This is a genomic window from Clostridium tanneri (assembly GCF_033659955.1).
Taxonomy (GTDB): domain Bacteria; phylum Bacillota; class Clostridia; order Clostridiales; family Clostridiaceae; genus Clostridium_AM; species Clostridium_AM tanneri.
This window is the reverse complement of record NZ_JARUJP010000001.1, coordinates 1-20,461: the sequence shown is the minus strand read 5'-3', so window position 1 is coordinate 20,461 and position 20,461 is coordinate 1. Positions and strand designations below refer to the sequence as shown.

The window sequence follows — 20,461 nt, the reverse complement described above, 5'->3', positions numbered from 1 at the left end:
TAAGGAGTGTGACTTTAATGACTCAAGTAACAAAGGTAGAAGCTGCGGAAATTAAAAATAAAGAAGCGGATACTTCTGTAAAAAAGAATAGCATATTTACACTATCATCATCGCCTCATATTCGTTCGAATTCAACGATACAATCTATTATGAGAGATGTAACAATAGCATTAGTTCCGGCTACGCTAGCAGGAATATACTTCTTTAAACTTCAAGCATTTTTAGTAATATTGGTTTCAATTTTATCCTGTGTGGCATCAGAATTTGTGTGGCAAAAGTATACAGGCAGAAAGGTAACTGTAGGAGATTACAGTGCAGTAGTAACTGGTTTATTATTGGCTTTTAACGTACCGCCATCACTTCCATTATGGATGGTTGCTATAGGTGGAGTGTTTGCAGTTATAGTAGTTAAACAGCTATTTGGTGGACTTGGGCAAAATATCGTAAACCCAGCACTTGCTGCAAGAGCTTTTCTACTTGCATCTTGGCCTGTAGCGATGACTACATGGACTATAGATGGAATAACTGGAGCTACTCCACTTGGAATACTTAAAAATGAACCAGGAGCACTACCAAGCCTTTCATCAGTATTTTTAGGACATATAGGTGGTTCTATAGGAGAAACGTCAGCAATTGCACTAATTATAGGAGCGGCATATTTGCTCTATAAACGCATAATTACATGGCATATACCAGTAACTTATATAGGTACAGTTTTAGTTTTAACTACAGTAATAGGAAGACAAGGATTTATGACAGGTAATGGATTATATGAAATATTTACTGGTGGACTAATGCTTGGAGCCTTCTTTATGGCTACAGATTATACTACCTCACCTATGACTACAAAGGGACAAATTATATTTGGATTTGGATGTGGACTTTTATCAACTGTAATTCGTATATTTGGAGGATATCCAGAGGGAGTATCTTACTCAATATTAATAATGAACTTAGCAGTACCACTAATTGATAAATATACAGCTCCACGTGTGTTTGGTACTCAGGGGGTGAAATAATGAAAATATTTAAATTAGCATTAAGATTATTTATAGTAGCTGGAATGGCAGGAGCTATACTTGGTGCAGCTCACGCGGTAACAGAAAAACCAATCGCTGAACAGCAAAAAAAAGCTAACTCTGAAGCTATGAAGTTAATTTTGCCAAAGGCAGAGCAGTTTAATAAATTAGAAATTTCACCAAAAGGTGATGTTATAGAAGTAAATGAAGGAAAAAGTTCTGAAAAAACAGAAGGATATGCTATAAAAGTAACTCCAAAGGGATATGCTGGAGCCATTACGATGATGGTTGGTGTATCTACAGATGGAAAGGTTCAGGGAATAAAGATTTTATCTCACTCAGAAACTCCAGGTCTTGGAGCTAATGCTACTGAACCAGCATTTTCAGACCAGTATAAGGACAAAGCTACAGACAAAGCTCTCGAAGTTGTAAAGAGACCGGTAACTAGTGAAAATGAAATTCAAGCAATTACTGGTTCAACAATCACTTCAAAGGCTGTAACAAAGGGAGTTAATGAAGCTGTTGAGTATTATAAGAGCGAGTTGAAGGGAGGACAAAAATAATGGGCGTTTTATGGGAAAGATTGAAAAATGGAATAATAACCGAGAATGTAATATTCGTTCAGGTTCTTGCTATGTGTCCTACTCTAGCAGTAACAACAAGTGCTATAAATGGTATAGGTATGGGACTTGCAAGTACTGTTGTTTTAATGGGTTCAAACTTAGCTATATCACTACTTAGAAAGTTTATTCCAGATGAAGTTAGACTACCAGCTTTTATAGTTGTTATTGCAGGATTCGTTACTTTAATTGATTTCTTAATGCAGGGATTTGTTCCAGCACTATACAAATCACTTGGAATTTTTATTCCTCTAATAGTTGTTAACTGTGTTATATTAGGAAGAGCAGAAGCCTATGCAAGTAAAAACAGCCCAGTTCCATCATTATTTGATGGTCTTGGACAAGGATTAGGCTTTACAGCTTCACTAGTTATAATAGGTATGATTAGAGAATTATTTGGTACAGGAAAATTATTTGGTGCTCATGTGATGCCAGCATCATTCCAGCCAGCGCTTATAATGATACTAGCTCCAGGTGCCTTCTTCACACTAGGAATATTAATGGCTCTTTTAAATAATCGTAAGCTTAAGAAAAAAGCAAATAAAGGAGTAACTGCTTAGAATATTAAATTATTTTGATTACAACTCAGAAAGAAGGGTGGAAAAGCGATGAAATTATTCATGTTAGTACTTTCGGGACTCCTAGTTAACAACTTTCTACTATCTAGATTCTTAGGAATATGTTCATTTTTAGGAGTTTCTAAAAAAGTTGAGACTGCAACAGGTATGGGATTTGCGGTTACGTTCGTTATGGCGCTATCCTCTTTAATATCATATGTGGTATATAATGCTATACTTGTACCTTTGCACATTACTTATTTATATAATATAGCCTTTATATTAGTTATTGCATCTTTAGTACAATTTGTTGAAATGGTTATAAAAAAGAAAAGTCCAGCACTTTATAAATCATTAGGGATTTTCCTTCCACTAATAACGACGAACTGTGCAGTTTTAGGTGCAGTTATACTAAACATGCAGGAAAAATATACTTTAATTGAATCTTTAGTTTTCGGAATAAGTGCAGGCCTTGGATATATGCTTGCTATAGTTTTACTTGCAGGCATAAGAGAGAGATTAGATGCAAACGAGAGTATGCCAAAATCAATGGAGGGATTGCCAATAACATTAATTACTGCGGGAATAATGTCAATAGCATTCTTAGGCTTCTCAGGATTAATAAAGTAGGAGGTACAATAAATGGAAATAAGTCAATTAGTTCTTCCTTTAGCTAGTATAGGAGGACTTGGAGTTACATTCGGTGTGGTTTTAGGATATGCATCCAAGAAATTTGCGGTAGAAGTTGATGAAAGAGTTCCATTAATAAGAGAGTGTCTTCCAAGTGCAAACTGTGGAGGCTGCGGATATGCAGGTTGTGACGCTTACGCTTCAGCGGTTGTTGAAGAAGGTGCACCTGCAAATGCTTGTACAGTTGGAGGCGCTAAAGTTACTGAACAAATAGCTCAAATAATGGGTGTTGAAGTTAGTAGTGATTCAGAACCACTAAAAGCCTTTATCAAGTGCGGAGGCTGTAACAGTCAGGCAAAACAAAAAGGGAACTACTATGGTACTATAGATTGTAGAGATGCTATGGTGGTACCAGGTACAGGAGCTAAGTCCTGTGAGTTTGGATGCATGGGGTACGGAAGCTGTATCAAGGCTTGTCAGTTTGATGCTATTGATATAGTAGATGGAATAGCAGTAGTAAATAAAGACAATTGTGTTGCTTGTGGAGCCTGCGTTAAGGCGTGTCCAAAAGCATTGATTGAATTGAAACCTCTATCAGCAGTTGTTCGTGTAGCATGTAATTCGAAAAATAAGTTAAAAGAAGTTAAAGATGTCTGTCAGACTGGCTGTATAACTTGTAGACTATGCGAAAAAGCTTGTCCACATGGTGCTATTACTTTTGAGAACAATTTACCGGTAGTTGACAAATCAAAATGTGATCAGTGCTTTGCTTGTGTGTTGAAATGTCCTACAAAGGCTCTAATAGCTTATGGCAAGGAAGTAAAATACGAAAAAGCTCAGTAATTTATTCTATTAAAGTTTAATTTGTATAGAAATCTAGGTAATAATGCAAGACTGCAATAAAGTAGTCTTGCATTATTGCTGTGTTACTACTACTAATCAATATAGTTAAAAATCAATATTTTAGGAGATGTATTAGAATGGAAGGCAATACAGTATTATTAGCGGAAAATTTGATGAAACTTTTATTTATTATTATAATTTCAGGAGTGGTATTCGCCAAAATAGGTAAAAAGATTAAAATGCCAGATGTAGTATTATTCATAATAGCTGGTATAATCGTAGGTCCATCAGTTCTGAATCTTGTAGATTTTAGTAGCTATCCAATAGAAAATCAGCTTATACTTACCTTTGGAGCAGCTTATATTTTATACGATGGTGGTAGGGAAATACAGTTAAAGGTATTAAACGAAGTAAAAGGTTCTGTAGCAGTGCTTGCTACAGCAGGTGTAATAATATCTGCCTTTATAACAGGATTTTTTGCTTATAAAGTGCTTCACATTGATTTTATCTATGCGTTGCTTTTAGGATCAGTAATAGCATCTACAGATCCGTCAGTACTTGTTCCATTATTTAAGAATATGAATATAAGTCCAAAGCTTAAGCAAACTATAATCTCAGAGTCAGCTTTTAATGATGCAGTAGGTGCAATAATGACTTTTGCAATTATAGGTATTATTTCAGGAGGATCTTTTTCTTTAGGTCATAGCATTATTGAATTACTAAAAGAAGCAGGTGGAGGAACTGTAGTAGGAGCTATATTCGGCTTTTTAGGTACAGCACTTGTATCCGAAGCTAAAGTGGGAGTATTAAGAGGCTATGCTGGAGAAGTAGCGGTAGCTTTAGTGCTTGCATCCTATGTTACTGCAGTACATTTTGGTTTTAGCGGGTTCATGGCAGTATTTATAGTTGGAATGGTTTGTGGTAACAAAAAGATGTTTGGATTAGCTTCTGTAGATGAAGAATCATATGAACTTCATTCTAAGTTTAAAGAAGTAACAATTTCTATGCTTAGAATAATGATATTTGTTCTTTTAGGTGTTCAAATGAACTTTGCGATACTATCGAAATACTGGGGAAAGGCTTTAATTATAGTTCTTGGATTTGTGTTTATAGCAAGACCAGTATCAGTGTTGTTTTCAGTAATATTTGATAGAAAGGCAAAGTGGAATATAAGAGAAATAGCGTATCTTATGTGGACAAGAGAAACAGGTGTTATACCTGCTGCCTTAGCTGGTATGCTTATATCCATGAAGATACAAAATGCAGATATAATATCCGCAGTAACTTCTATGGCTATAATTATTACGTTAACTTTCCAGGCAAGTACAGCTAAATATTTTGCAAAGATATTAAAGCTTGACATTGACTCTGGGGAAAATAAAGAGCAGTCTGATAAGGTAGCTGCTTAATAAATAGATGCGACACAAAAACTTACGTGTATTGAGCACCAGTGTTCAGTACACGTAAGTTTTTGTGTCGCATAAATTTGCTATGTTGAAATCTACTTTCTTTTTCTTTTTGGAAGAAATGTATAAACTATTAATATGATACCAACTACAAGCATGGCATCTGTTATATAAGATGGCATAGACTACCTCCGATCAAAAAAAATTTGCTGAATCAAGTCTAAAACTAATTCCTATTTTAAAGTAGTATTACTTAGAAATAACATCTTTAAACATTGAAAGTTTATTTAGATGAGCGTTTAAAAATTTAGTACAAAGACCTATAAAATATCCTGTAATTACTGCAGATACTAGTAGTATAGGAAGATATACGTAAATTCTAAAGTCTTGAACTACAAAGGAAGCTACAAGTAGTTGTCCTATGTTATGAAATATTGCACCACAGATACTTATTGTCCACAAGCTCATAGATTCTTTAAAGGATTTATAGAGAACAATCATAATTATATTACTTAAAAGTCCTCCAGCTATACTAAACATAAAGGCTGACATACTTCCACCAAAGATTGAGCCTAATATAGTCCTCAGAAACATAATTAGGAGAGCTTCTTTCCAACCAATTAATATTAGTGCTGCAAGAGAAATTATATTTGCAAGGCCTAATTTAATTCCAGGAAACAAAACAGGAATTTGTGCTTCTATCACATAGATAACTAAGGCAATACTAACTAGAAAGCTTAAAAAAACCATTTTCTTTGTTTTATTCATAAAAGGCACCTCACAAAGAGTTAAAAACTAAGGTGAATTTTTAACTAGATATTTGGTCATAATTTTCATTATTTCCTTCGATATTAATAATAGTTTTATGCGGAAGACAAACTGCACTTTCACCAGGTTTTGAAATCCATCCGGTTTTAACGCAAACTTTATCAGGACAATCTGCATCAATAAATCGGATTTTTCCTGATTCCACTTCCACAATATTGTAATTGTTTTCGTCATAAGGAATTTTGAATTGTTGCTTTCCTTTTGAAGAACTTAAATCTATAGTTTTAATAACTTTACCATCTTGTTTTATTACTGCTACAGGATGAGAACTTTTCACATATTGCTTATAACTAAAGACTCCGACAATACTTATCATGATTAAAGCTGCGATTAATACTGCTGCTATTTTATCTCCTTTTTTCATATTTTTACTCCCTCTAAATAAATAATAAAAGGTTTTTATTATATTAAGATAAAAATCGACATTATTAATTATACCATTTAATAATTACTTTAGAAAAGGTTTATATTAAAGAAGTTTACCGAATTTGTGATAAATTATTTATTTTTTAATGGAAGTAGTGATAAAATATAACAATAAGGCTTACTGTAATTGAAAGGAGTTACAAAATGAAATTTTTAAGGTACTTTTTAATTTTTATTCCAATTAGTATAATTGCTGAATTAATTCATCTCAGCCCTATAATGCTTTTTGTTATTTCATCCCTGGCAATAGTACCTCTTGCTGGAGTTATGGGCGAGGCTACAGAGGAGATTTCTTTCTACTCCGGTCCTAGGATAGGAGGGTTTTTAAATGCTACCTTTGGAAATGCAACAGAGCTAATAATAGCCTTTTTTGCATTAAAAGCTGGACTTTTTGATGTGGTTAAGGCTTCCATTGCTGGCTCTGTAATAGGAAACATACTGCTTGTTTTAGGAGCTAGTATGTTTTTAGGAGGCTGTAAGTACAAAATTCAAAAGTTTAATAAAAATGTAGTAGAGACATCCTCTAGTATGCTGCTTTTTGCAATTATTGGTCTTAGTATACCAGCTATATTTACTCACACAATAAAAAATGATCTCCTTACCCAGAAGTATGAATGGTTAAGTGTTGGTATAGCCATTGCTATGTTTATAATTTATATATTAGGTCTTTTCTTTTCTTTTTATACACATAAGGATTTATACGGCTCAGAGCACACAGAAGATGGGGAGGCTAAATGGAGTTTAAAAAAATCGGTTATAGTTCTTATATTAGCAACTGTTGCAATTGCCTTTGAAAGTGAAATTTTAGTTAGTTCTGTAGAACCTATGACTGAGGCTATAGGGTTAAGTGAATTTTTTGTAGGGATAATACTTATACCTATTATAGGCAATGCTGCAGAGCATAGTACCGCAATTATTATGGCGATGAAGAATAAGATGGATGTAGCTATCGAAATAGCTATTGGATCAAGTCTGCAAATAATTCTATTTGTTGCACCAATATTAGTATTTTTAAGTCTTTTATTTAAGCCTATGAGTATAGTATTTAATGAGTTTGAGCTAGTGGCCCTAATAGTCTCTGTGCTAATAGCAAATAGGGTAGCTAGCGACGGAGAGTCTAATTGGCTTGAAGGAATTCAGCTTATAGCAGTATATATTATAATAGCCATTTCCTTTTTGATATAATTAATATGTATTATTTAAAAGGTTTTGTAAATAATACTACTGTCATTATTTAAAAGTTTATTAAATAACTGCTATTTCAAGATTGATTTTTAGACAATGACATAAATAACATATTTGGAGGTTTGTTTTAATGTTAACAGGTGTAGTAAAATGGTTTAATGACGAAAAAGGATATGGATTTATATCTGGAGAGGATGGTAATGATGTATTTGTTCATTACTCTGCTATAAAAGAAGAGGGGAAAAGAAAGAACTTAAATGAAGGAGAATCCGTTAAGTATGATGTAGTTCAGGGAGATAAAGGCCTTCAAGCCTCAAACGTTCAGAAAATATAAGGGGAATTAGGATATGAGTACTAATTCCATGCTTATTCTATAGATTAGTTAACTAAATTAAGAGACAATTCATTGAATAAAGGTGTTTTTAGAAGCTTCTCTTCTAAAAACACCTTTATTTTTTCAGTGATTGAAAATATCTCCTTAATTTTTTATACTATATATAGGTATAAAAAACTAAGGGGGAATTAGTATGGACAAAAATACTGAATGGGTAATGGAGCAAAAAGTCAAAAGAACTATAGAAAATTTAGAGAAAAACAACATGGACGCCTACTTTGTTCAAGATGAAAAAGCACTAGTAGAGAAAATATCTGAATTTGTTACAGATGGAGATACAGTATCCGTAGGAGGTTCAATGACTCTTTTTGAAACAGGAGTTATTGAGTTTTTAAGAAAAGGAAAATTTAATTTCCTAGATAGGTATAAGGAAGGGTTAACTGCTGCAGACACTAAAGATATTTTCAGAAAAAGTTTTTTAGCAGATGCCTATTTTGTAAGCAGCAATGCTGTAACAGAAAAAGGTGAATTATATAATGTAGATGGAAATGGGAATAGAGTTGCAGCTATGCTCTATGGTCCTGATAAGGTAATAGTAATTGTAGGTGTGAATAAAATAGTTAAAGATGTGGATGAAGCTATTAAAAGAACAAAAGGCTGTGCCGCACCAGCTAATACTAAGCGTCTAAATAGGAATACACCTTGTACAAAAGTTGGTTATTGCGTAGAGTGCAGTAGTGATGAAAGAATCTGCAATGATTACGTATTAATGAGAAAACAAGCTCAAAAGGGAAGAGTAAAAGTTATAATAGTAGGAAAAGAATTAGGATATTAATTTTAAAATTGTAGTGTTGTATTAAAGGGAACTACCGAGCAAAGTAGTGGATAGTTCCCTTTAATACTGCAGGTTAATGCAGGTAACTGTTTCCGTCAAGAGGAATTAAAAATTGTAAACCAGGTGATTTAGATGCAAAACCAACGGCATATATAGTGTAAAATCTATTTGGAGCTAGCCTAATATTAGGTACCGTCAATACTATGTTATTAGTGCCAGCTATTCTCATTTGTAGAGTATATGTGCCTGCATTAACATTTATATATCGCTCAATTTCTTTATAAGCTACGTCGCTAAATAGTTTTGTACCATTTGGAAGAGTTATATCTACATTTGGGGCATCTGGTGATAAATGAACGAATCTTATAGAAGCTTTTCCAGGGGTTATTGGTATACGTGGATCCTCTATTGGCAGTAAACTGATATCGGAAAGTTCTCCTATAACAGCAATAGTATAAATTCTTCCGTTAGGTATAAATATATTAGTATTAATAACAGGGTTTACTGTAGTTCCTGCAGGAAAGACTTTTATGTTATATAATCCACCGCCAGGTAATGGTATATACTGAGAAAATCCTCTGTAGCTTAGGTTTCGGAATACTGGAGAATTATTTACATATACGTCCACTGCTGGAGCATTTGGACTTGCATGAAGTACTCTTACATAGGTATCCGGGTCTGGATTTCTGTATTGCTTCTTGAGTCTTGGTAAGTGTGGACAATTAAACATTAATATATCACCCTTTAAAAATAATTCTAATAATATTAATATATGTTACTATTTAACCTATGACACAATTTAATATTAAAATAAAAAAATATTTGTTAAGTAGATATACATTTGTTTTAGTTGAAAATATATTTGCACAGACTGAATAGGTTTAAAGAAACTGGTGTGCTGCTCATATCAATGTAGTCCATTGGATAACTACCATCCCAAGGATAGATTGATATGTATTTTTCGTTGTATACATTAATTATAAGTTTCTCTTTACTAAAGGTAAGATAGATTTTGTAAGAAGGTTTATCTGGAAGATCCTTTGGCTTAGGTATAAAATTATTCTTATTAAAGGATTTTAGTAAATTTCTAATACTGTCTATGCTTTCCTTTTCAAGTTCTTTTTCTCTATAAAAGTTTGTGTTTAAGATTATTGCTTTGCAGGTTGATTCTAAAGTTAGATTTTTAGCTAAAATATTTGTGTAGTAGAAATTATTTGGTTTAGTTTTGTTAAAACTAATACTGTTTAAATTATAATTACACCCAATAAATAGGGTAGTTATAATAGTTAAAGTACCTAGAAAAAGCAATATTTTTTTCAATACATATCACCCTAATATAAATTATTCATAAATAACATTATGAAGTTAGGCTGAATTTTATTACTAAAATGAAGGTAACTTAGTATATAAACTATTTGATGCTCAGGAGGTATAGGTTTGAAATATAAAATTATAGCAGTAGATATGGATGGGACACTTTTAAATGACAATAAACATATATCTGAATATAACTTAGATATGATTAGTAAAGCTGTTGAAAAGGGAGTAAAGTTTGTAATAGCATCAGGAAGAATACCTGGTGGACTAAAGTTTTATGAAGCTACAGTAGCAAAGAATCAGCCGATGATTTGCTGTAATGGAGCTATTATACTAGATGAACATAAGGCTGCTATTTATTCAAATAAACTGAATAAAGAAGAGCTTTTAAAGATTATAGATGTTTTAAGAGAAAGTAAGGATACCTACTATCACTTTTATAGTGAGGATATTATATACAGTGAACAGTTTGGTCATGCAATAGAAAAATTCTATAAGTTTAATAGGACTGTAGATAGAGAGCATAGAATTGAGATTAGGATAATAGGTGATGCAAAAGAATATGTTAATGAAAAGGAATTAGAGATTAATAAAATTGTAGTTATGGATAATGATTTGGAGTATCTGTCTAAGTTAAGAGAGAGATTAGATAACATTGAAGGAATAGAAACTACAAAGTCAGGTATAGATAATATAGAAATAAATAGTAAAGGAGTAACCAAAGGTACTGCTCTTAAGCTTTTAGCAGACCATTATGGAGTTTCTATAGAAGAATGCATAGCAATTGGTAACGATGAAAATGATATCAGCATGATTAAATGTGCTGGCTTAGGGATTGCGGTACAAAATGCTACAGAATATGTGAAAGAAACAGCAGATTTTATTACTGAAAGAGATAACAATAATGGAGCGATAGCAGAGGTTATAGAGAGGTTTATATTAAGTGGTGAAGAATAGCAAGATTAGGAGTGATAACTTATGGAAGAAGTAAAAGTAGTATCAAAAAAAGATATTCAAACTAGGCTAAGAAGAATAGAGGGACAGATTAAAGGTATTGAGAAGATGGTTGAGGGGGATGTTTGTTGTAAAGATGTCCTAATTCAGGTTGCAGCAGTAAGAGCAGCCATTAATAAGGTAGGAGCATTAGTTCTAGAGAACTATGCAAAGACCTGTTTAATTTGTGGAGATGGTGAGAAGACACCAGAGGAAAAAATAGAAGAATTAGTATCAACTCTTACTATGTTCTTAAAGTAAATGAAGACAAGAGACGACGCAAGTTAGTATAACATTTCTTAACTTACGTCGTTTTTATTGACTAGTTACTTCTTGATTTATTAAATTTTGATTTTAATTTAACCCTAAATAAAACCATAGTTTTAGATATTGAAGATACCAAGAAAACTGTTACTGCTACAGTACCTGCAATGGCAATAGTTTGAATACCTAAAGTTAAGGAGGAATTTATATTACCTTGTACTGTTTCATACATGGTATAATACATGCCACCTCCTGGAACTAAAGGGATAATTGAGGATATAATAAAGGTAGTTACAGGAGCTTTAAGAACCCTAGCCATAATTTCGGAATAGGCTGAGGCAAAAATGGAAGCAATAAAAAAACAAAAAGTATTGGGAATATGCAAATAAGAAGAAGTAAATAAATAGAGAAACCAGGTAATACCGCCGCCTAAAGATGCAAAAATCAAGTTTTTACCTCTTATATTAGCTAAAATGCTAAAAGATAGCGTAGCAATGAATGTGTATATAGAACTTAATATCATATTTTAACCCTCCAATAAAAGAAACCAAATCTTCATTGTAGCTCCTGTTCCTACGGCAATGGCAATAGCTATCAAAAAGGCTTCAACACCTCTAGAAATGCCAGCAATCAAATCACCGGCTATTGTATCTCTGATAGCGTTTGTTATAGCAAGTCCAGGAACAAGAAGCATAATTGATCCAATAATAATCTTATCTGCATGAGCACCAATACCAAGATGAACACTTAATAAAGCAACTAAGGCTGCCAGTGCACCACATAAGGTGTTGACAAAAAAGTCGTTGGTTTGTAAAAAACCTAATAATGTAGATGTTGATTTAATTAAACAACCTATAATAAAGGATACAAAAAAATCTCTTAAATTTCCTCCAAAAACTAAGGCAAAGAAAGCGGCAGTTATCCCTGAGAACAGTATATTTACCTTTATACTATAGGATTTGGAGTTTTCGACTTTATGAAGCTCACTCTCAATATATTCTAAGGTAAAGCCTTTATTTTTTATATTTCTAGATATATCGTTAACTTGAGAGATTTTCTCTAAATTTAGGCTTCGTTTTTTTATTCTTTTAATGATAGATATATTTTGACCATACTCACTAGAAGCAGATACGATTATAGCTGTAGGAGTGGCAAAGGGCTCTACAATTTTAATATTATAAGCATTACATATTCTTATAATGGTTTCTTCAACTCTATAAATCTCTCCACCGTTTTCTAATATAATCTTACCAGCATAAGTAGCTATATTTAAAACTCTACTAATATCCATACTATATTCTCCTTTATATTTAGTCTAAAACTTACTTTCATCAAATTACTCATCAAGTATTATAACATAAAAAATTCATAATAAAATATGAATTAATTACTTTTAAACTTAACTTTTTAAACTATAATATTTGTTATTATTTATAAAGAAAATATTTAGGCATTACCTGCATAAATTGCAGGAAAAACTCTATAATTTAATATGGAATAAAATATTTTTAAGCTTAACAAATAGCTGAAAATACATTTAGTAAAAAGGGGTGTAGATAGTGAATTTTGAGAATTTAGAAATTATTGATAAGGATATTTTTGAAGTAATTGAGAAGGAAAGGTTAAGACAGGAAGAAGGTATAGAATTAATTGCTTCAGAAAACTTTACTAGTAAGGCTGTAATGGAGGCTATGGGCTCCTATTTAACAAATAAGTATGCAGAAGGGTATCCTGCAAAACGATATTATGGTGGATGCCATATAGTAGATATTGCAGAAGATCTAGCAAGGGATAGGATGAAAAAACTATTTAATGCAGAGTATGCAAATGTTCAACCTCATTCAGGTTCTGGTGCTAACATGGCGGTATATATGACTGTACTAAAGCCAGGAGATACAGTTTTAGGTATGAATTTAGCTCACGGTGGTCACTTAACCCATGGAAGTAGCGTAAGTTTTTCTGGAAAGCTGTACAATTTTATCTCTTACGGAGTTAGTGAAGAGACAGAGAGAATAGATTACGATGAAATGAGAAGATTAGCTTTAGAGAATAAACCTAAAATGATAGTATCTGGCGCTAGTGCTTATCCTAGAGAAATAGATTTTAAGAGAATAAAGGACATATGTGATGAGGTAGGAGCTTATATGATGGTTGATATGGCACATATAGCAGGATTAGTTGCTGCAGGAAAACATATGTCTCCTGTACCTTATGCAGATTTTGTTACTACAACAACGCACAAAACTCTTCGTGGTCCAAGAGGAGGAGCAATTCTTTGCAAAGAAAAGTATGGAAAAGATTTAGATAAAACTATTTTTCCAGGAACTCAGGGGGGACCTCTAATGCATATAGTTGCTGCTAAAGCTGTATGTTTTGGAGAGGCTTTAACTGATGATTACAAAGAATATATAAACCAAGTAGTTAAGAATTGCAAGATTTTAGCAGAGGAATTATTAAACTATGGATTTAGGTTAGTTACAGGTGGCACAGATAACCACCTAATATTATTAGATTTAACTAATAAAAATATAACTGGTAAGGATGCTGAAGAATTGCTAGATTCAGTAGGAATTACTGTGAATAAAAATGCAGTTCCTTTTGATAAACTTGGAGCAAATGTCACTAGCGGAATAAGAGTTGGTACTGCTGCTGTGACTACTAGAGGATTTAGGGAAGAGGAAATGAAAAAAATAGCCCATTTTATAAATTATGTAATAGAAAATAAAAATGGGAACTTATCAGATGTGAAAAAAGAGGTGAAGGAACTTTGCAGTAAATTCCCAATTTACAAATAAAATTCAGCTTAATAAATCTTTACTTCAAAAGACTATGTAAGTTACTAAATAAAAAAGCGTACCTGAATATTATTTGCCTTTGTAATAGTTTTTAAATATATCACATATAATTTACAAAAGTTATTTTCTAAAGATTAGAAAAAGGCGGGGATTAGTAAATGATAAAAAGGGGTAGCTGGATTGAAGTTGAAGACCTAGTGCATCTTTCTAAAGGTTTGACCGTTAAAATTTTTACTAGAGGATGTTGTCTAAGTGATTGTGATATTGGAGAGATGGTAGAGGTGAAAATTATTACAGGTCATGTGGCCAAGGGAAACGTTTCCAAAGATAGGCCTCTTTATAACTCTATTTCTAAATTAGGTAAGGACACAAGGGAAGTTCTAATGATAAGTACTTAGAAGAAAATAATATTAGCTCAAAATTTCTGTCATGTGGAAATTTTGGGCTAATATTATTTTGGTTCTGAAATTAATGTTCGGAGTTTATGGTTTGTGTGTATATTTTTTTAAATATATATATTTGCTATTTTTAAAAATATCCTTCTATGTTATAATATATACGAATAAAACAAAGGGTTTATTTAAAAACGTTCGTAAATTCTAGTATGGGGGGAAGTTTTAATGAAAAAAGCTGTAAGGAGACTACTAGTAGAAAAAAAGGAAGGAATGAATGCAGAAGCTGAAAACATTCTTAGGGACCTTAAAGAAAGTTTATCTATTAAAGAACTAGAATCCATAAGGATAATTAACAGATACGATATATCAGGTATAGAGGATGAGGAGTATGAAAGTGCAAAACATATAATTTTTTCTGAAAAGACAGTAGATAACATATATGAAGAAGAAATTAGTATAGAAAAAAATGAGAGAGTCTTTGCAGTGGAATACCTTCCAGGCCAATATGATCAAAGGGCAGACTCTGCATCTCAGTGTATCCAAATTCTTACCCAAGGGGACAAACCCCAAGTTCTAACATCAAAATTATACATAATAAAAGGCAATATATCTGAAGAAGACTTTATCAGGATAAAAGACTATTGTATAAACACAGTAGATTCCAGAGAAGCTCTTTTAGAAAAAATAGAAGACTTAGAACTACAATTACAAACACCAGATTCAGTAGAGGTTTTAAAGGATTTTATAATATTTAGTGATGAACAACTTGAAGATTTCATGGAAAATAGACAGTTAGCTATGAGCTTTGAAGATATTAAATTATGTCAGAAGTATTTTAAAGACATAGAAAAAAGAAACCCAACTATTACGGAAATTAAGGTAATTGATACCTATTGGTCCGATCACTGCAGGCATACAACCTTTATGACAGAATTAGATAATATAGATATAGAACAAGGAAAGTTAGCCATTCCAATAAAAAAGGCCTATGAGGAATATCTAAGTATCAGAAGAAGCTTATATAAAGAGAAAGAAAAACCAAAGACACTTATGGATATGGCTACCATAGCTATGAAAGAGTTAAGGGGAAAAGGATTACTTGAGGATTTAGATCAGTCTGAAGAAATAAATGCTTGTAGTATTGTTGTAGATGCGGAAATTGATGGCAGCATAGAAAAGTGGCTTGTAATGTTTAAAAATGAAACTCATAATCACCCAACAGAAATTGAACCCTTTGGAGGTGCTGCTACTTGCCTGGGAGGTGCAATAAGGGACCCTCTTTCAGGAAGAGCATACGTATATCAAGCTATGAGGGTTACAGGAAGCGGTGATCCTAGGACAAATGTTGAAAATACGCTTCAAGGCAAATTACCACAAAAGAAAATAACTACAGAGGCAGCTCATGGATACAGTTCTTATGGAAATCAAATAGGATTAGCTACTGGACAGGTTGCAGAAATATATGATGAAGGATATGTGGCTAAAAGAATGGAAGTAGGTGCAGTTATTGCAGCTGCTCCTATGAAGAACGTTATAAGGAAAAGACCTATAGCAGGAGATACAGTGTTACTGGTAGGAGGAAGGACTGGAAGAGACGGTTGTGGTGGAGCAACAGGCTCATCTAAAAAGCATACAGAAAATTCAATACTGAGCTGTGGTGCGGAAGTTCAAAAGGGAAATCCAGTTATAGAAAGAAAAATACAGAGACTTTTTAGAAAAGAAAAGGTCAGTGGTTTAATTAAAAGATGCAATGATTTTGGAGCTGGTGGAGTGTCTGTAGCAATAGGAGAGCTTGCAGAGAGTTTAAACATAAATTTAGATCTAATACCTAAGAAGTATGAAGGACTAGATGGTACAGAGCTTGCCATATCAGAATCACAGGAGCGTATGGCAGTGGTGGTAGCAAAGGAAGATGAAGAGAAGTTTATAGAGTACGCTAAAGAAGAAAATCTTGAGGCTACAACTGTAGCAGTAATAACCAATGACAGAAGGTTAAGAATGAATTGGAGAGGAAGCGATGTTGTAAATTTGAGCAGAGACTTTCTAGATACTAATGGCGTAAGAGGAAAGGCTGATGTGTTGGTTAAAGCACCAGAAGAGAGTAATAACTTTTTCGGGATCTCAAAAGGCAGATTAGGTTCTAATGCTGAAGGTAGGGAACCGAAAAATTTAAAGGAAAAGTGGCTTAATACTTTGAGTCAATTAAATATATGCAGTCAAAAAGGGTTAGTAGAAAGATTTGATAGTACAATTGGAGCTGGAACTGTATTAATGCCTTTTGGTGGAAAATATCAGTTAACACCAGCGGAAGGAATGGTAGCTAAGCTTCCTGTTCTAAATGGAGAAACCAAAACAGGAACTATTATGACTTATGGTTATAATCCGGACATAGCAAAATGGAGTCCATTTCATGGAGCAGTATATGCAGTAGTAGAGTCTGTAGCAAAGATTGTCGCTTGTGGTGGAGATGCGGGGGCAGTACGACTTACCTTCCAAGAGTATTTTGAGAAATTAGGAAAAGACCCTGTTAAATGGGGAAAACCTTTCTCAGCACTATTAGGTGCTTTGTATGCTCAGAGAGAGTTAGGTATTGCAGCAATTGGAGGAAAGGACAGTATGAGTGGAACTTTTAAAGATTTAGATGTACCACCTACATTAGTTTCCTTTGCTGTTAATCCAGTTAACGTAGATAAAGTAGTTTCTCCAGAATTTAAAAAAGCAGGTAGCAGAGTTTTAATCCTTCCAGTTCCTATAGATGAGCATCAGCTACCAAACTTTGAAGTTTTAAAGAAGAATTTGTCAAAGATAACTTCAATGATTGGCAGAGGAGAGGTTTTATCAGCTTCCACTGTTAGAAGAGGCGGTATCTGCGAAGCTATAAGTAAAATGAGCTTCGGAAATAAGATAGGAATGAAGTTTGCAGATTATATAGAAGAGAGAGAATTATTTGCCCCTAAATATGGCTCCCTTATACTAGAGATAGCTAGTGATTTAGATTTGAAAGAAAGATTAAAGAATATAGAATTTAAAGTTTTAGGAGAAACTCAAGAAAAGTCTTCTATAGACATAATGGAACTGACAATAGATATAGATGATATCATTGAAGCTTGGCAAGATACTTTAGAAAATGTTTTTGGGACAAAAGTTAAGTCTCCAGGAGAGAAAAGCACTTTTATAGATACAAATATGGAATTTTATGACCTTGAAAAAGCACAATCGGCAAATAGCAGTTATAGAGAAAAGGCAAATTCTCCATCAATTAAGTTAGCTAAACCGAAAGTATTTATACCAGTTTTTCCGGGTACAAATTGTGAATATGATTCAGAAAGAGCCTTTCTAAAAGCTAGAGCAGAGGTAGAGATGATGATATTTAAAAACTTAAGGGGAAAGGATATTGAAAAATCTATAGATAAAATGGTAAGAATTATAAACTCCTCTCAAATAATAATGCTGCCAGGAGGCTTTAGTGCTGGAGATGAACCAGATGGCTCTGGTAAGTTTATAGCTACTGTGTTTAGAAATCCGAAAGTAAAGGAAGCGGTTATGGAGCTTTTGAAAAATAGAGATGGATTAATGCTTGGCGTATGCAATGGCTTCCAAGCACTTATTAAACTAGGCCTAGTTCCTTTTGGGGAAATAAGAGATATAGAGGAAGACTGCCCAACTCTTACCTATAATAAGATAGGAAGACACGTTTCAACTATGGTAAATACTAAAATAGTATCTACTATTTCACCTTGGTTTAATAAGGTAAGGGTTGGAGATATTCATACTGTACCTGTATCTCACGGCGAAGGAAGATTTGTTGCTACTAAAGATGTTTTAGATAATCTTATAAAAAATGGACAGATAGCAACTCAATATGTGGACTTCAATGGAAACCCTACTAATGATATTAAGTTTAATCCTAATGGTTCTCTTTATGGGATTGAAGGAATAACAAGTCCGGATGGAAGAGTTCTTGGGAAGATGGCACATTCGGAAAGAATAGGGGATAATGTGCTTAAGAATATTCTAGGAAACAAAGACCAAAAAATATTTGAAGCTGGAGTAGAATATTTCAAGTAGAATTTTTGTAAAGATAATTTTTAAAGTAAACCGCTAAGGTACAAAAACATAACACTTAACATTTCCTATAAAGTACTGTAAAGAAGAATATTTAAATAGTTATATGAGTTACTTTGTAGTTATTGTGATAAAAGCATTAATAGTCCTACTTGTTAGAGGATTATTAGTGTTTTTATTCATGGAGAAAGTTTTAACTAATATCGGTAACCACTTCTCTAAAAGAAGCATAGGATAATATAATAGTGCTAATTTAGGAGGATCTTATGGGAAAGCACAAAAAGGCTAATCTGGTTAGACAGAATAGTGCTAATCTATCACAATCAACTGTAAAGCCTGAAGTAATCAATCCTAAAAGGAAAAAGAAAAGGATTATAGGAGAAGTTAAAGAAAAAAGACAAAAGAATGTTAAACACTTTTTGAAAGAAGACTTAACTTTTGAAGCAGCTATCTATAATGAGGATGTTCATTACTATAGTGATGGTCAGTGGAAAGACATAGATAACTCAATAATAGATGGTAAAGATGAAGAAAATAATGATGTATTTGAAAATAAAGAAAATGACATTAAAATCAAGATTGCTAAAAAGGTTAAGAATAAGAAATTAGTAACTATTAAAAAAGATAAATATGAAATCTCTTGGGGAATTGATAAAGCTTCAAATTCTGATGCTAAAGTAAAAGGTAAGGAAAAATCCAGATCTAAAAGAGAGCATCAATCTAGAAATAAAAGTAGCGATAAAAAAGTCAAATATAGACAACAGCAAGATGAAGGCAAAATCATTGAAGCTGAAAATCTAAATAAAAAAACTCTAAAAAACATCTCCTCTACAGTAGAATTTCCAAATGTGTATCCCAATATAGATTTACAATACACTATCATTTCAAATAATCTAAAAGAAAGCATTATTATTAAAAGTAAAGTAGATAATCCTGTATTTACTTTTAATTTAAATGTAAAAAATTTAGTACCGAAGCTCCAGCAGGATTATACAATAATATTTTATGATGACAAAGACACATCAAAAGCGGTATTTAAGTTTGACCCACCCTTTATGTATGATGGAAATGGAGAGACAAGTAAGGATATTAAAATAACTCTTGTTGAAGATAAAAAAGGCTATAATTTGTCGTGGACTCCAAATAACGATTGGTTAAAGGATGCTAACAGAAAATATCCAGTTACTATAGATCCAACAATTTCAACACCACAGGAAGCTAAAAGTATTTTTGATAGCTATATATCTTCAAATTACCCAAATTCAAACTATGGAAAAAGTGTTGCTCTAAGAGTAGGAAAATTTAATGATTTTGGTGTCACAAGAAGCTTTATTAGCTTTACACTGCCAACAGATAAGTTAACGTCCGGTGACTTAGTAGTAGGAGCTTATCTAAACTTAAACTTGGCAATATTAAACTATGATAAACGACAGGTTAATGTTTATAAGGTGATGGCACCTTGGGATCCAGCAAGTATAAATTGGAGCAATGCACCGGCAGTAAACGATAAAAGAATAGAAGATTACCAGCTAGTTAACGATACTGCAGGCAAATGGGTTGCATGGGACATAACAAGAGTGGTAAAGGAATGGCTTAGGGACGGTGCAAACTATGGATTAATGCTTAGAAACAGTGATGAAAATGCTAGCTATAATCAGTTTTTTTCCTCAGATGTAAGTGATTATGATGAGTACGGCAATAATCTTGCCATAGCTAGACCAGTAATAGCAATACAGTATGTTAATAATTCAGGACTAGAAAACTACTGGACTTATCACTCTCAGGATGTGGGAAGAGCAGGAACTGGGTATGTTAACGATTTTAATGGTAATCTTGTCTTTATCCATAATGATGTAAGTATGAGCGGCAGCAAAATGCCAATTACTTTAAACCATGTGTTTAATAGCAATGAAAAAGACATTGTTTCTGGGTATGGAAATGGATGGAGG

Annotated in this window: 21 protein-coding genes; 15 read left to right on the top strand and 6 right to left on the bottom strand. The window is 33.0% G+C overall.

The features are described from left to right. The first annotated feature begins 17 nt into the window (after positions 1-17). The 6 genes from P8V03_RS00105 (at position 18) to P8V03_RS00080 (ending at position 5,078) form a co-directional block, all read left to right on the top strand. A complete protein-coding gene (locus P8V03_RS00105; RefSeq protein WP_318796279.1) occupies positions 18-1,019 on the top strand; it encodes an RnfABCDGE type electron transport complex subunit D in 1,002 nt (333 codons plus the stop codon). Beyond that, positions 1,019-1,582, top strand: coding sequence for an RnfABCDGE type electron transport complex subunit G (locus P8V03_RS00100; RefSeq protein ID WP_318796278.1), 564 nt, complete (start codon positions 1,019-1,021; stop codon positions 1,580-1,582). The genes P8V03_RS00105 and P8V03_RS00100 overlap by 1 nt, the downstream gene beginning before the upstream one ends. Next, a complete protein-coding gene (locus tag P8V03_RS00095) occupies positions 1,582-2,199 on the top strand; it encodes an RnfABCDGE type electron transport complex subunit E (protein WP_261670699.1) in 618 nt (205 codons plus the stop codon). Before P8V03_RS00100 ends, P8V03_RS00095 begins: the two co-directional genes overlap by 1 nt. 48 nt (positions 2,200-2,247) lie before the next feature. Then, positions 2,248-2,826 (top strand): electron transport complex subunit RsxA, encoded by a 579-nt coding sequence (gene rsxA / locus P8V03_RS00090; protein ID WP_261670698.1) that lies wholly within the window; start codon positions 2,248-2,250, stop codon positions 2,824-2,826. Between the two features lie 12 nt (positions 2,827-2,838). Further along, complete coding sequence (locus P8V03_RS00085; protein ID WP_261670697.1) at positions 2,839-3,669, top strand: RnfABCDGE type electron transport complex subunit B; 831 nt, start codon at positions 2,839-2,841, stop codon at positions 3,667-3,669. Positions 3,670-3,806: 137 nt separating this feature from the next. Beyond that, the gene (locus P8V03_RS00080) at positions 3,807-5,078 is read left to right on the top strand and encodes a cation:proton antiporter (protein WP_318796277.1); all 1,272 of its coding nucleotides are present in this window, start codon (positions 3,807-3,809) and stop codon (positions 5,076-5,078) included. Between the two features lie 246 nt (positions 5,079-5,324). Here P8V03_RS00080 and P8V03_RS00075 read toward each other — a convergent pair whose 3' ends face one another. Then, on the bottom strand, positions 5,325-5,843 hold the full coding sequence (locus tag P8V03_RS00075; protein ID WP_318796276.1) for a Gx transporter family protein: 519 nt from the start codon (positions 5,841-5,843) through the stop codon (positions 5,325-5,327). A gap of 40 nt (positions 5,844-5,883) precedes the next feature. After that, positions 5,884-6,267: a NusG domain II-containing protein gene (locus P8V03_RS00070; RefSeq protein WP_318796275.1), complete on the bottom strand. Its 384-nt coding sequence runs from the start codon at positions 6,265-6,267 to the stop codon at positions 5,884-5,886. A 206-nt stretch (positions 6,268-6,473) separates the two neighbouring features. Here P8V03_RS00070 and cax point away from each other — a divergent pair, with 206 nt between their 5' ends. The 3 genes from cax to P8V03_RS00055 all read left to right on the top strand — a co-directional run bounded on the left by cax (position 6,474) and on the right by P8V03_RS00055 (position 8,683). Further along, the gene (gene cax / locus P8V03_RS00065) at positions 6,474-7,514 is read left to right on the top strand and encodes a calcium/proton exchanger (RefSeq protein WP_318796274.1); all 1,041 of its coding nucleotides are present in this window, start codon (positions 6,474-6,476) and stop codon (positions 7,512-7,514) included. A 130-nt stretch (positions 7,515-7,644) separates the two neighbouring features. Beyond that, entirely contained in the window at positions 7,645-7,848 is a 204-nt protein-coding gene (locus tag P8V03_RS00060; protein WP_261670692.1) for a cold-shock protein, read from the top strand. Between the two features lie 193 nt (positions 7,849-8,041). Further along, the gene (locus P8V03_RS00055) at positions 8,042-8,683 is read left to right on the top strand and encodes a lactate utilization protein (protein WP_318796273.1); all 642 of its coding nucleotides are present in this window, start codon (positions 8,042-8,044) and stop codon (positions 8,681-8,683) included. 73 nt (positions 8,684-8,756) lie between these two features. Here P8V03_RS00055 and P8V03_RS00050 read toward each other — a convergent pair whose 3' ends face one another. Together P8V03_RS00050 and P8V03_RS00045 are read right to left on the bottom strand one after the other, a co-directional pair. Next, a complete protein-coding gene (locus P8V03_RS00050; RefSeq protein ID WP_318796272.1) occupies positions 8,757-9,413 on the bottom strand; it encodes a DUF4397 domain-containing protein in 657 nt (218 codons plus the stop codon). 116 nt (positions 9,414-9,529) lie between these two features. Beyond that, positions 9,530-10,003, bottom strand: coding sequence for a DUF4883 family protein (locus tag P8V03_RS00045; protein ID WP_318796271.1), 474 nt, complete (start codon positions 10,001-10,003; stop codon positions 9,530-9,532). Between the two features lie 117 nt (positions 10,004-10,120). Between P8V03_RS00045 and P8V03_RS00040 the strand changes: the two genes are divergently transcribed. Continuing rightward, positions 10,121-10,957 (top strand): Cof-type HAD-IIB family hydrolase, encoded by an 837-nt coding sequence (locus tag P8V03_RS00040; protein ID WP_261670688.1) that lies wholly within the window; start codon positions 10,121-10,123, stop codon positions 10,955-10,957. Positions 10,958-10,978: 21 nt separating this feature from the next. After that, positions 10,979-11,254: a metal-sensitive transcriptional regulator gene (locus P8V03_RS00035; protein ID WP_261670687.1), complete on the top strand. Its 276-nt coding sequence runs from the start codon at positions 10,979-10,981 to the stop codon at positions 11,252-11,254. 61 nt (positions 11,255-11,315) lie between these two features. Here the strand turns inward: P8V03_RS00035 and P8V03_RS00030 are convergent, their stop codons facing one another. Next, positions 11,316-11,780, bottom strand: coding sequence for a threonine/serine exporter family protein (locus P8V03_RS00030; RefSeq protein ID WP_318796270.1), 465 nt, complete (start codon positions 11,778-11,780; stop codon positions 11,316-11,318). Positions 11,781-11,783: 3 nt separating this feature from the next. Beyond that, positions 11,784-12,548, bottom strand: coding sequence for a threonine/serine exporter family protein (locus P8V03_RS00025; RefSeq protein WP_261670685.1), 765 nt, complete (start codon positions 12,546-12,548; stop codon positions 11,784-11,786). A 268-nt stretch (positions 12,549-12,816) separates the two neighbouring features. Here P8V03_RS00025 and glyA point away from each other — a divergent pair, with 268 nt between their 5' ends. The 4 genes from glyA to P8V03_RS00005 all read left to right on the top strand — a co-directional run. Continuing rightward, the gene (gene glyA, locus P8V03_RS00020; RefSeq protein WP_261670684.1) at positions 12,817-14,052 is read left to right on the top strand and encodes a serine hydroxymethyltransferase; all 1,236 of its coding nucleotides are present in this window, start codon (positions 12,817-12,819) and stop codon (positions 14,050-14,052) included. 158 nt (positions 14,053-14,210) lie between these two features. Continuing rightward, entirely contained in the window at positions 14,211-14,450 is a 240-nt protein-coding gene (locus P8V03_RS00015) for a hypothetical protein (RefSeq protein WP_261670683.1), read from the top strand. Between the two features lie 222 nt (positions 14,451-14,672). Next, positions 14,673-18,515 (top strand): phosphoribosylformylglycinamidine synthase, encoded by a 3,843-nt coding sequence (locus P8V03_RS00010; RefSeq protein WP_318796269.1) that lies wholly within the window; start codon positions 14,673-14,675, stop codon positions 18,513-18,515. 263 nt (positions 18,516-18,778) lie between these two features. Then, positions 18,779-20,461: DNRLRE domain-containing protein (locus P8V03_RS00005; RefSeq protein WP_318796268.1), on the top strand; the 1,683-nt coding region annotated here is incomplete at its 3' end.